This window comes from Streptomyces niveiscabiei, from assembly GCF_001419795.1.
In the GTDB taxonomy this organism is placed as follows: domain Bacteria; phylum Actinomycetota; class Actinomycetes; order Streptomycetales; family Streptomycetaceae; genus Streptomyces; species Streptomyces niveiscabiei.
The window spans coordinates 1-11,317 of record NZ_LIRL01000078.1 but is presented as its reverse complement, the minus strand read 5'-3'; the positions used below and the strand labels follow the sequence as shown (position 1 = coordinate 11,317).

Annotated in this window: 11 protein-coding genes and 1 pseudogene; 6 read left to right on the top strand and 6 right to left on the bottom strand. The window is 70.3% G+C overall.

Annotated elements, in window-relative coordinates:
• The 3 genes from AOK24_RS05115 to AOK24_RS05105 all read left to right on the top strand — a co-directional run.
• Positions 1-1,265: S1C family serine protease (locus AOK24_RS05115; RefSeq protein ID WP_240553668.1), on the top strand; the 1,265-nt coding region annotated here is incomplete at its 5' end.
• Between the two features lie 225 nt (positions 1,266-1,490).
• On the top strand, positions 1,491-1,955 hold the full coding sequence (locus AOK24_RS05110) for a sec-independent translocase (protein WP_055718858.1): 465 nt from the start codon (positions 1,491-1,493) through the stop codon (positions 1,953-1,955).
• A 122-nt stretch (positions 1,956-2,077) separates the two neighbouring features.
• On the top strand, positions 2,078-2,737 hold the full coding sequence (locus tag AOK24_RS05105) for a hypothetical protein (protein WP_193555059.1): 660 nt from the start codon (positions 2,078-2,080) through the stop codon (positions 2,735-2,737).
• 44 nt (positions 2,738-2,781) lie between these two features.
• On the opposite strand, the gene AOK24_RS05100 is transcribed toward AOK24_RS05105, so the two are convergent.
• From AOK24_RS05100 to AOK24_RS05090, 3 genes are read right to left on the bottom strand one after another with little or no spacing between them, the layout of a single operon-like run.
• Positions 2,782-3,915 carry an Mrp/NBP35 family ATP-binding protein gene (locus AOK24_RS05100; protein WP_055718856.1) on the bottom strand — a complete coding sequence of 378 codons (1,134 nt, stop codon included), beginning with the start codon at positions 3,913-3,915 and terminating at the stop codon, positions 2,782-2,784.
• A 42-nt stretch (positions 3,916-3,957) separates the two neighbouring features.
• Entirely contained in the window at positions 3,958-4,500 is a 543-nt protein-coding gene (locus AOK24_RS05095; protein WP_055718855.1) for a DUF1003 domain-containing protein, read from the bottom strand.
• Positions 4,490-5,773, bottom strand: a complete 1,284-nt coding sequence (locus AOK24_RS05090; protein WP_055718854.1) for a magnesium transporter MgtE N-terminal domain-containing protein — start codon at positions 5,771-5,773, stop codon at positions 4,490-4,492. The genes AOK24_RS05095 and AOK24_RS05090 overlap by 11 nt, the downstream gene beginning before the upstream one ends.
• 177 nt (positions 5,774-5,950) lie before the next feature.
• Here AOK24_RS05090 and AOK24_RS05085 point away from each other — a divergent pair, with 177 nt between their 5' ends.
• Positions 5,951-6,676 (top strand): hypothetical protein, encoded by a 726-nt coding sequence (locus tag AOK24_RS05085; protein WP_055718853.1) that lies wholly within the window; start codon positions 5,951-5,953, stop codon positions 6,674-6,676.
• Here AOK24_RS05085 and AOK24_RS05080 read toward each other — a convergent pair.
• On the bottom strand, positions 6,673-7,200 hold the full coding sequence (locus AOK24_RS05080; RefSeq protein WP_055718852.1) for a hypothetical protein: 528 nt from the start codon (positions 7,198-7,200) through the stop codon (positions 6,673-6,675). The two genes, AOK24_RS05085 and AOK24_RS05080, sit on opposite strands and share 4 nt — an antisense overlap.
• A 9-nt stretch (positions 7,201-7,209) precedes the next feature.
• Complete coding sequence (locus tag AOK24_RS05075; RefSeq protein WP_055718851.1) at positions 7,210-8,328, bottom strand: magnesium and cobalt transport protein CorA; 1,119 nt, start codon at positions 8,326-8,328, stop codon at positions 7,210-7,212.
• Positions 8,329-8,742: 414 nt separating this feature from the next.
• On the opposite strand from AOK24_RS05075, the gene AOK24_RS05070 reads away from it, so the two are divergent.
• The gene (locus AOK24_RS05070) at positions 8,743-9,330 is read left to right on the top strand and encodes a suppressor of fused domain protein (RefSeq protein ID WP_055718850.1); all 588 of its coding nucleotides are present in this window, start codon (positions 8,743-8,745) and stop codon (positions 9,328-9,330) included.
• A 25-nt stretch (positions 9,331-9,355) separates the two neighbouring features.
• Here the strand turns inward: AOK24_RS05070 and AOK24_RS05065 are convergent.
• Positions 9,356-10,503 (bottom strand): annotated as a pseudogene (locus AOK24_RS05065) (MFS transporter); the annotation flags it as partial.
• 219 nt (positions 10,504-10,722) lie between these two features.
• Here AOK24_RS05065 and AOK24_RS05060 point away from each other — a divergent pair.
• Positions 10,723-11,317 (top strand): DUF6758 family protein (locus AOK24_RS05060; RefSeq protein WP_055718860.1); only part of this gene is annotated, 595 nt, incomplete at its 3' end.

The following is an 11,317-nucleotide window of genomic DNA, read 5'->3' as shown; positions in this document are numbered from 1 at the left end:
CCCCCGACGCCTACAGCACGCCCCCCTACGGCCAGCCCGGCCCCTGGGCCCCCGCTCCTCCCGTTCAGCACCCGGGCGGCGCGCAGGGTGATCCCTGGGCGCGGTACGACCCCTGGGCAGCCTCGCCGCTTCAGCAGACCGGGGAGGGGGTGCCGAGTGAGCGGCAGCGGAAGAGGGAGTGGCGGAAGGGGCTTGTCGCCGGGGCGTTGTTGCTGGCGCTGGTGTCCGGCGGGGTCGGTGGTGTGGTCGGGGTGCAGTTGGAGCGGCACGGGATCGGGGGGATCGAGTTGCCGCAGGCCCCGCCGGAGCCCGGTGCGCGGGACGCCGGCAGTGTCGCCGGGATCGCCGCGCGGGCGTTGCCGAGTGTGGTGACGTTGCATGTGAAGGGAGGGTCGGAGTCCGGGACGGGGACCGGCTTCGTACTGGATGATCTCGGGCACATTCTGACCAATAACCATGTGGTCCAGCCCGCGGGGAGCGGCGGCGACATAACCGTTGTCTTCAATGGCGGGCAGGCGGTGAAGGGCGAGATCGTCGGACGGGACGCCGGATACGATCTCGCGGTCGTGAGAGTCAAGGGCGTACGGAATCTGACGCCCCTCCCGCTCGGTAATTCCGACGGAGTCAAGGTCGGTGATCCCGTCGTCGCCATCGGCGCCCCCTTCGACCTCTCCGGCACCGTCACCTCCGGCATCATCAGCGCGACGGAACGGCCGATCACCGCAGGTGGGGACGGGAGCGACGTGTCGTACGTGGACGCGTTGCAGACGGACGCGCCGATAAACCCGGGGAATTCCGGAGGGCCTCTGCTGGACGCGCGAGGGCGGGTCATCGGGATCAATTCGGCGATTCGGTCGGCGGGGGGTTCGGATACCGGTACGGGACAGTCGGGTTCCGTCGGACTCGGGTTCGCCATCCCCGTCAATCAGGGAAAACGCATCGCCGAGGAACTCATCAACAACGGCCGGGCGACGCATCCGATCATCGGCATCATCCTGGACACCGCGTACACGGGCGACGGCGCGCGCGTACGGACGGACAGCGGTGAGGCCGGTCCGCCGGTGACCGTCGGCGGCCCCGGGGCCCTCGCCGGGATCAAGCCTGGTGACGTCATCACGGAGGTCGACGGCAAGCCCGTGCACTCCGGCGACGAGCTGATCGTCAAGGTCAGGGCGCACCGGCCCGGCGACGAACTGCGGCTGACCGTCGTCCGCGGCGGGAGGACGATGAGCCTCTCGCTGGTGCTGGGGAGTGCCGGCGGGTGAGAAAAGGGTGGGTGCGGGAACTGACGGAAACCTCACAGGGGACCGCCGTACGCCCTTCCCGCCAGGCAAACATCCCGGAAAACGTCCCGGCGGAGGCGGTTCGGAATGCTCCGGGCGGTACCGGTTCGCCAGGTGTGACAGGTACCGTGGACGCGGCCCGGGCCACGGAAGAACCCGCAGGCACCGCGGAGGGCCACCGGCCGCGGACATCGCAAGGAGCTTCAGGTGTTCAATGACATAGGACCGCTTGAGCTGGTGACCCTCGCAGTCCTGGCCGTGCTCATCTTCGGTCCGGACAAGCTCCCCAAGGTCATCCAGGACGTGACGCGGACGATCCGCAAGATCCGCGAGTTCTCGGAGAGCGCCAAGCAGGACATCCGTACGGAGCTGGGCCCCGAGTTCAAGGACTTCGAGTTCGAGGACCTCAACCCCAAGACGTTCATCCGCAAGCAGCTGGACAACGACGACCTGGGGCTGAAGGAGATCCGCAACGGGTTCGACCTGAAGAAGGAGATGGCGGAGGTCGCCGACGCGGTCCACACGACGGCCGAGTCCGCGTCGACGCCGCTGCCCCCCGGCAAGGTCGACATGAGCAAGCCGGACACCGCCACGCCGGACGCGCCCAGGACCGACCTCACGAAGAAGCCGGACACGGACAACCGGCCCCCCTTCGACTACGACGCCACCTGATCCGTACGCCCGGGCACTCACCCGGGTGGATATGCTGCCGAGTTGTTGTGCGGACCTGACGTGTGCGCCCGAAGGGGGGCGGGCCGTACGGGTCCGCCGAGAGCGAGGAGGCGTCCGGGCACATGGAGACGACGAGTCGAGCGGTCGCGCAGGCGCCGGTCGCGGAGGGCGGACAACCCGCCCCCGCCGTCCGGCGCGCCGTGGACGGCTTCCTGGAGGCGCCCTTCCCCTGGTACGGCCTCGACGAGGCGTACACGGGGCGCAGGTGGCTGATGCAGGTCGGTACGGCCGCGGACGGCGCGGTCGAGCACGGGTCCATCGGACACGGCGACGAGCCGTCCGTCCGGCACGAGACCGCCGGTGAGGACCGGGGGAAGTTCGCGGTCGTCGTCACGGTCGCCGCGAACCCGTCCCGGCGCAGCGCCGACGGTACGGGCCTCCTGGAGGCCACGTCGGTCTCCTCCGCCGCCTGGCTCGCCGGCGTCGGCCTGCTGTCCTTCACCTGGCCCGGCCAGATGGACCACAGCCTGCGCGACGACTGGCTGGAGCAGCAGACGGAGACGGCCTGGGTCCTCGCCGACGACCTCTCCGGCGACGACTGGTCCACCCTCACCCTCCCCGTGGACGGGGTGCCCACCCCGTTCCACTACCGCGAGTCGGAGTTCGGCTGGGTCCTCGCCGGTTCGACGCAGCAGGGCGTTCACCTCGGCGCGTACGGACGCGGGATGAGCGCGTACGGCCTGGGCTTCTCGACGGTGAAGGACATCGAGGAGTACGCGTAACGGTCACGGCACGGACCTCGCGCGGTCCGTGCCGTACTCGGGGTCTAGAACTTGTTCCGCGGGGTGATCCCCAGCGACAGCCCCGAAAGGCCCCGCTGGCGTCCGCCGAGCTTCCCCGCGATCCCTCGCAGCGCGGCGCCCGCCGGGCTGTCCGGGTCGCTCAGGACGACCGGCTTGCCCTCGTCGCCGCCCTCGCGCAGGCGGACGTCGATCGGGATGGAACCCAGCACCGGGACCGTCGCACCCGTCGTGCGGGTCAGGCCGTCCGCGACCATCTGGCCGCCGCCCGTGCCGAAGACGTCGACCATGTCGCCGCAGTGCGGGCAGGGCAGGCCGGACATGTTCTCGACGACGCCGACGATCTTCTGGTGGGTCTGTACGGCGATGGCGCCCGCGCGCTCGGCGACCTCGGCGGCGGCCTGCTGAGGCGTCGTCACGACCAGGATCTCGGCGTTGGGGACGAGCTGGGCGACGGAGATGGCGATGTCGCCGGTGCCCGGCGGCAGGTCGAGGAGGAGGACGTCGAGGTCGCCCCAGTACACGTCCGCCAGGAACTGCTGGAGCGCCCGGTGCAGCATCGGCCCCCGCCACACGACGGGCGCGTTGCCCGGCGTGAACATGCCGATGGAGATGACCTTCACGCCGTGCGCGGAGGGCGGCATGATCATGTTCTCGACCTGGGTGGGCAGCCCGTCCGCGCCGAGCATGCGGGGCACGGAGTGACCGTAGATGTCCGCGTCGACGACCCCGACCTTCAGCCCGTCGGCGGCCATCGAGGCGGCGAGGTTGACCGTCACCGAGGACTTGCCGACACCGCCCTTGCCGGAGGCGACCGCGTACACGCGCGTGAGGGAGCCCGGTTTCGCGAACGGCACCTCCCGCTCGGTCTGCCCGCCGCGCAGCGCCGTCGCCAGCTCCTTGCGCTGCTCGTCGCTCATCACGTCGAGCGTGACGTCGACCCGGGTGACGCCCTCGACCGCCGCGACCGCGTCCGTCACGCGCTGCGTGATCGTGTCGCGCATCGGGCAGCCGGAGACGGTCAGGTACACGGTCACCGCGACCGCGCCGTCCGCGCCGATCTCCACCGATTTGACCATCCCCAGCTCGGTGATGGGCCGGTTGATCTCGGGGTCGTTCACCGTCGCCAGTGCTTCGCGCACCGCGTCTTCGCTAGCCATACGACGATGGTACGGCGGTTGTCGGGGTACCCCGACAGCCCCTCAGCGGTCGTCTACGTCACGCGCGGGTGACCGTTCCGCCGGGAATACGCCCTGTGCGTCCAGCTCCTTGACGAGCTCCTGGAGCTCCGACCTGATCCAGTCCCGGGTCGCGACCTCCCCGAGCCCGATCCGCAGCGCGGCGATCTCCCGGGTCAGGTACTCGGTGTCCGCGATCGACCGCTCGTTCTGCTTGCGGTCGAGTTCGAGGTCGACCCGCGCGCGGTCGTCCTGCCGGTTCTGCGCGAGCAGGATCAGCGGAGCGGCGTACGACGCCTGGAGGGACAGCATCAGCGTCAGGAAGATGAACGGATAGTTGTCGAACCGGAGGTCCTTGGGCGCGAAGATGTTCCACAGCACCCACAGGACGATGACGACGGTCATCCAGACGATGAACCGCCCGGTCCCCAGGAACCGCGCGATCCGCTCCGACAGCCGCCCGAACGCCTCCGGGTCCCACTCCGGCAGGAACTTCCGCCGCTGCGGGCGGGGCTGGTCGAGCCGTACGCGCGGGCGCGCACCGGTCGTGGTCTTCTCAGGCGCCATCGCTGACCGCCCCCTCCCCGGAGTCGAACTCCGTCTCCCGCCAGTCCTCGGGCAGCATGTGGTCCAGCACGTCGTCCACGGTCACCGCGCCGAGCAGCGACCCCGACTCGTCGACGACGGGCGCCGCGACCATGTCGTACGTCGCGAAGAACCCGGCGACGACCGGCAGCGCGGCGTCCGGGTCCAGGGGCCGCAGGTCGTCGTCGATGATCGAGCCGACCAGCGTGTACGGGGGGTCGCGCAGCAGGCGCTGGAAGTGGACCGTGCCCAGGTACTTGCCGGTCGGCGTCTCGTCGGGCGGGCGGCAGACGTACACCTGCGCGGCGAGCGCGGGGGAGAGGTCCGGTTCGCGGATGCGGGCCAGCGCGTCGGCGACGGTCGCGTCCGGGCGCAGCACGATCGGCTCGGTCGTCATCAGGCCGCCCGCCGTGTGCTCCTCGTACGTCAGCAGGCGCCGCATGTCCGCCGCGTCGTCCGGCTCCATCAGCGACAGCAGCCGCTCCTGGTCCGCCTCCGGCAGCTCCGCGAGGAGGTCCGCCGCGTCGTCCGGGTCCATCGCCTCCAGGACGTCCGCCGCGCGCTCCTCCTTCAGCTTGCCGAGGATCTCGATCTGGTCGTCCTCCGGCAGCTCTTCGAGGACGTCCGCGAGGCGGTCGTCGTCGAGGGCCGCCGCGACCTCGCCGCGCCGCTTGGCGGAGAGGTGGTGCAGGACGTTCGCCAGGTCCGCCGGGCGCAGCTGCTCGAACGTCGCGAGGAGGTTCTCGGCGCCCTGCCCCTCCTCCTCCAGCGAGAGCCCGTCGATCGCCGCCCACTCGACGGTCACCGCCTCGCCCTTCGCCCGGCGGAACGCGCTCGCCGGCTTCCCCTTGCGCAGGAAGACGCGGCTCACCTCCCACTCGCGGCGGGACGGCAGCTGGTGCACCGACAGGTCGAGGACGGTCGCCTCCTCGCCGGTCTCCGCGAGCGTGACCCGGCGGTCGAGGAGCTCGCCGAAGACGAGGCGCTCGGTGGGGCGCTGCTCGAAGCGGCGGACGTTCAGGACGCCGGTCGTCAGGACCTGGCCCGACTGCACGCCGGTCACCCTCGTCATCGGCAGGAAGATCCGGCGGCGCGTCGACAGCTCCACGACCAGGCCCAGCAGCCTCGGCGCCCTGCGGTTCGTGCGCAGCATCACGACCAGGTCGCGGACGCGGCCGACCTGGTCGCCGTTCGGGTCGAAGACGGCGACACCGGAGAGGTGCGAGACGAAGATCCGGGGGGCGCCGGCTGCCATGACTGGGGTTCCTTCACTTGGTCCGGAATGTCGGCTCGGGAGGGCTTAAGGCTAGCCCGTCCCGATCGGATACGCGCTGGTGAGGGGTACGGAAGGACCGCGTCCGCCGGGTCTTCGCGACCCCGGTACGCTGCCGTACGCCGTCCCACGCGTCCCCTTCGAAAGCGAGCGTCTTTCGTGACCGCAACCTCTTCGGCCCGTACCCGCACCGCGCTGCTCGGGGCGGTGTGCGCGATCGCCCTCGGCGTGAGCGGGTGCGGCGGCGAGGATCCCGACGCGGGGACCAACGGGGTCGGCAAGCTCGGCGCGGACAAGATCCAGGACCGGGCCAAGGCGGCGGCGTCCGGGGTCGACGCGGTGCGGCTCGCCGGGACCGTCGTGACCAGTGGGCGGACGTACCGTCTCGACATGCGGCTGAAGAAGGACGGGGGCACGGGGTCCGTCTCCGCCGAGGGGACGACCTTCCAGCTCCTGCGCGTCGGCGACGCGCTGTTCCTCAAGGCCGACGCCGAGTTCTGGAAGCGGGACGGCGACGCGACGGCCGCGGCCGGCAAGCTCGACGGCAAGTACGTGAAGGTCCCGGCCGGGGATCCCTCGTACACGAAATTCAGCGGCTTCACGGACAAGAACCTCCTCCTCGACGGGCTGCTCACCCTGCACGGCTCCCTCTCCAAGGACGGCCACCACGAACAAGCGGGTACCCGCACGATCAGAATCACGGGCGACAAGGGCTCGGGCGGCACGCTCGACGTCTCCCTGACCGGCGAGCCGTACCCCCTGCTGCTCCAACGGGCGGGCAGCGCCGGTTCGCTGGCGTTCTCGGCATGGGGGCAGGACTTCACCCTCGCCGAGCCGTCCGAGGACGAAACAGTGGACTACGGGAAGCAACTACCGGCTTCTTAGCGGGGGTTGTTCTGCTTCCGTTTCCTGAACAGCAGCTTCGGTACGCCCGCCGGGGCCGGCTGGCGCGTCGTCGCCGGGGTCGGGACCGGGCTCGCCGCCAGGTCGCCCTCCGGCATCGGGAGGGTCTCGCCCGTCGGTTCCAGGCGGAGCAGCCTGCACTCCCTCGCCCACCGGTCCACCATGGCCTCGCCGTCCGGGGCGTTGAGGCGTTTCGTCTTCAACTCCGCCACCGCCGCGGCGTATTCGTCCGTGCCCGGCTCCAGGCCGGCGACCCTCGCCGTCCACGTCACCAGGCGGCCCCCCTTGTCCTTGCTGCGGACCGTCACCTGCGCCGTGCCCCCGGACTCCAGCCCGGTCAGGGGCTGTTCGCCGGGGCCGTCGCCCAGGACGTGGGCCGCGCCCTCGTGCCAGGCGTGCCAGAGCGGGCGGGCGGGAGCGTCGGGGCCCTTGACCCAGATGAGACCCGACTTCTTCGTGGCCTCTTCGACGAGGGCCCGGTCCAAGCGCTCCAGGGGGGACGTCATGACGTCACCTTAGAGCCAGCCGTTGCGCTTGAGGGTGCGGTGGATGCCGAAGCACATGGTCACGATGACGGCCATGACCATGGGGTAGCCGTACTTCCAGCGCAGTTCCGGCATGTGGTCGAAGTTCATGCCGTAGACGCCGCAGACCATGGTGGGGACGGCGATGATCGCGGCCCAGGAGGTGATCTTGCGCATGTCCTCGTTCTGGGCGACGGACGCCTGCGCGAGGTTGGCCTGGAGGATGGAGTTCAACAGCTCGTCGAAGCCGAGGACTTGCTCCTGGACGCGGGCCAAGTGGTCGGCGACGTCACGGAAGTACTTCTGGATGTCGGGGTCGATCAGCCGCATCGGGCGCTCGCTCAGCAGCTGCATCGGACGCAGCAGCGGAGACACCGCCCGCTTGAACTCCAGCACCTCGCGCTTGAGTTGGTAGATCCGGCTCGGGTCGGTCCCGCGCGGCGACCCGTTGCGGCCCGGCGAGAAGACGTCCGTCTCGACCTCGTCGATGTCGTCCTGGACGGCGTCGGCGACGGCGACGTACCCGTCGACGACGTGGTCGGCGATGGCGTGCAGGACGGCCGAGGGCCCCTTCGCGAGCAACTCCGGGTCGTCCTGGAGCCGGTGGCGCAGGGCGCGCAGGGAACCCTGCCCGCCGTGCCGGACGGTGATGACGAAGTCCTTGCCGGTGAAGCACATGACCTCACCGGTCTCCACGACCTCGCTGTTCGCGTCGAGCTGCTCGTGCTCGACGTAGTGGATCGTCTTGAAGACGGTGAACAGGGAGTCGTCGTACCGCTCCAGCTTCGGCCGCTGATGCGCCTGGACCGCGTCCTCGACGGCGAGCGGGTGGAGCCCGAACTCCCCGGCGATACCCGAGAATTCGGCCTCGGTCGGCTCGTGCAGTCCGATCCACACGAACCCGCCGTCGCGCCGCACCTCACGCATCGCCTCGTGCGGGGTGAGGGACCGGTCGTACGGGACGCGCGCACCGTCGCGGTAGACCGCGCAGTCGACGACGGCGGACGGCGTCGCGGGGTCGCGGGTCGTGTCGTACGGGCCGGTCAGGGGAGCGGCCTTGCGGTCCTTGCGCAGGGAGGTCGCGGCGCGCAGGTTGTGGATCATGGACATGGCAGGGCTCCTTCGCATCGGTGACGCATTCGGTGACGAATGGCCACACCGACGGGTGGAACTGCCCGGAATGAGGACGTCCTGAGCGTGGGAATGTTTGGCACGTCCACAAAGCGGGGAGCACCGCACCGTCGCGGTGGCTTGCTAACGAAGTGCTCTTCCGCAGAAGGCGAGAGAAAGAAAAGAAGGACGCTGTCGCGTCAGCGGCGGGAAGAGCGAGTGGTACTGCACGGGTGACTTCGATCCATGACAGCCCCACCTCCTCCGGCCGGTCCCTCGTAAGGGAGATCCAGGTCGTCCGGGCTTGATACGCGTGCTTCTGCAAGCTGCCCAGAACGACTCGGCAAGAGTATCAGCAGACAGAAGTGTCAAGGTGCTGCTTTGCCCCGTACTGACGAGTTCTATGCTCGCGACATGGTTGATGTTCTCCCTCTGGTCGAGGCCCGGTTGCGTACCGCGCTGGGCGAGCCGGACGCGCGCGCGGCGGTCACCTTCCTCGGCACCGACCGCGTCGAGGTCCTCCGCTTCCGCCAGGAGGACGGCATCGTCCGCTACGCCACGCTCGGCATGTCCGCAAGCCCCATGACCGACCCCACGAGCATGCTCGCCGACCCCCTCAAGGGCCCCCGCGCGGAGCTGGTCCTCTCGGTGCGCGGAGGGCTCGCCGACACCGACAAGGTGCTCCGCCCGCTCGCCGTCCTCGCCGCGTCCCCGCAGGTCGAGGGCGTCGTCGTCGCCCCCGGCGCCTCGCTGGACGTCGGCGAGCCCCTGTGGCCGGACGCCCCCTTCACCTCCGTACTCGTCGCCGAACCCGGCGGTCTCGTCGAGGACCTCGAACTCGACGCCCCGCTCGACCCCGTGCACTTCCTCCCTCTCCTGCCGATGACCCCCAACGAGGCCGCGTGGAAACGCGTGCACGGCGCGCAGGCGCTCCAGGAGCGGTGGCTCACGAACGGGACGGACCTCCGGGACCCGGCCCGGAGATCCGTCCCGCTGGACTGATCTTCGTACGTGACTCAACTCACCGTCAGTTCGCGAAGACCGTGACGGAATCCTGCGTCGCGTGCGCGGTCTCGTGCTCCTCGGCTTCGTGGGTGAGCGCCTTGCGGCGTACGACCACGACTCCCGCCCCGATCACGGCCGTCACCGCCGCCACCACGAACGGCATGTGGATGTCCGACCACTCCTCGATCTTCGGCGCGAAGTACGGCGCCGCCGCTGCCGCGAACCAGCGGACGAAGTTGTAGCCCGCGCTCGCCACCGGGCGCGGCGCGTCCGAGACGCCGAGCGCCAGCTCCGTGTAGACGGTGTTGTTGACGCCGATGAACGCGCCGGACAGGACGGTGCAGACGATCGCGGTGACGTGGTCGCCGTACCCGAGGACCAGGACGTCCGCCGCGAGCAGCACCAGCGAACCGCCGAGCACCTTCAGCGAGCCGTACCGGGCCTGGAGGCGCGGGGCGACGACGACCGAGAACAGGGCGAGCAGCAGGCCCCAGGCGAAGAACACGGCACCCGACTTGTACGGCGTCATGTCGAGGACGAACGGCGTGAAGGCCAGGACCGTGAAGAACGTGTAGTTGTAGAAGAACGCCGAGACCGCCGCCGAGGCGAGGCCGCCGTGGCCGAGTGCCTTCAGGGGGTCCAGGACCGAGGTCTTCCTCGCCGGCTTCGGCTGCTCCTTCAGGAACACCGAGACGCACAGGAAGCCGACGGCCATCAGGAACGCCGTGCCGAAGAAGGGGTAGCGCCAGCTCGCGTCGCCCAGGAGCGCGCCGAGCAGCGGGCCGCAGGCCATGCCGAGGCCCAGCGCCGACTCGTACAGCAGGATCGCCGCCGCGCTGCCGCCCGCCGCCGCGCCGACGATGACCGCGAGGGCCGTCGAGACGAACAGGGCGTTGCCCAGGCCCCAGCCCGCGCGGAAGCCGACCAGTTCGGCGACCGAGCCGGAGGTGCCGGCCAGCGCCGCGAACAGGACGACCAGGGCGAGGCCGAGCAGCAGGGTCTTCTTGCCGCCGATGCGGCTGGAGACGAAGCCGGTGACCAGCATCGCGAACGCCGTGATCAGGAAGTACGACGTGAACAGGAGGGAGACCTGACTCGGCGTCGCCTCCAGGCCCTTGGCGATCGACGGGAGGATCGGGTCGACCAGTCCGATGCCCATGAACGCGACGANNTTCGGCTGCTTCAGGAGGCCGCCCGCGCCCGCGTCGAACGGGTCTGTGCTGTCGTCCTTCATCTCCTGTGTCCCTCCCGGCATGGATGGTTGGTGTTTACACATAGTAAGTTAGATCGGCTAATTAATGCAAGCTACATCTACTTGGGCGGGCCCGGGTTCCCGGATGGGTGATCGCCGCTTGACGGGGGCCGGTGAGGGTAGGACCGTTGGGCCCTATGAGGGGCGAACCCAGTTGCCCGAAGTGTGGTGGCCGGGTCAGGGCTCCCGGTCTCTTCGCCGATTCCTGGCAGTGCGCTGACCATGGCACGGTGCATCCGGTCCAGCCTGTGATCCCGCCCAGCGTCGAGGCGCTCGGCGTGGTGGTGCACCGCACCCAGGTGCCCGTGTGGATGCCGTGGCCGCTGCCCGTGGGGTGGCTGTTCACGGGGGTCGCGTGCGCCGGCGACGACCGCAGCGGGGGGCGCGCCACGGCCGTCGCCTGCACCGGGCCCGGGCCCCTCGGCGGGCTCGGCGAGCTGATCCTCGTCGCCGAGGAGCTGGGGGTGGGGCTCGGGGCGCGCTACGCGGGCATCGACGGGCCCGACCCCGGTCCGCACCTGGACGTCGAGAAACCACCGCAGGCCAAGGTCCTCGCCGCGGGGCGGCCCACACCGTTGTGGCATGTCGCCGAGGCGCCGGACGATCGGGCCGTGTTCGCGGGGGAGGCGCTGGGGATGTGGCTGTGGGCCGTGGTGTGGCCCGAGCAGTCGGGGATGCTGATGTACGAGGAACTGGTGCTGACGGATCTGCGGGATGCGGGGGCGGAGGTTG

Bases quoted from the DNA above. Each gene is read 5' to 3' on its own strand.
- AOK24_RS05105 (WP_193555059.1), top strand. From the start codon at position 2,078: ATGGAGACGACGAGTCGAGCGGTCGCGCAGGCGCCGGTCGCGGAGGGC.
- AOK24_RS05100 (WP_055718856.1), bottom strand. From the start codon at position 3,915: ATGGCTAGCGAAGACGCGGTGCGCGAAGCACTGGCGACGGTGAACGAC.
- AOK24_RS05095 (WP_055718855.1), bottom strand. From the start codon at position 4,500: ATGGCGCCTGAGAAGACCACGACCGGTGCGCGCCCGCGCGTACGGCTC.
- AOK24_RS05090 (WP_055718854.1), bottom strand. From the start codon at position 5,773: ATGGCAGCCGGCGCCCCCCGGATCTTCGTCTCGCACCTCTCCGGTGTC.
- AOK24_RS05080 (WP_055718852.1), bottom strand. From the start codon at position 7,200: ATGACGTCCCCCCTGGAGCGCTTGGACCGGGCCCTCGTCGAAGAGGCC.
- AOK24_RS05075 (WP_055718851.1), bottom strand. From the start codon at position 8,328: ATGTCCATGATCCACAACCTGCGCGCCGCGACCTCCCTGCGCAAGGAC.
- AOK24_RS05070 (WP_055718850.1), top strand. From the start codon at position 8,743: ATGGTTGATGTTCTCCCTCTGGTCGAGGCCCGGTTGCGTACCGCGCTG.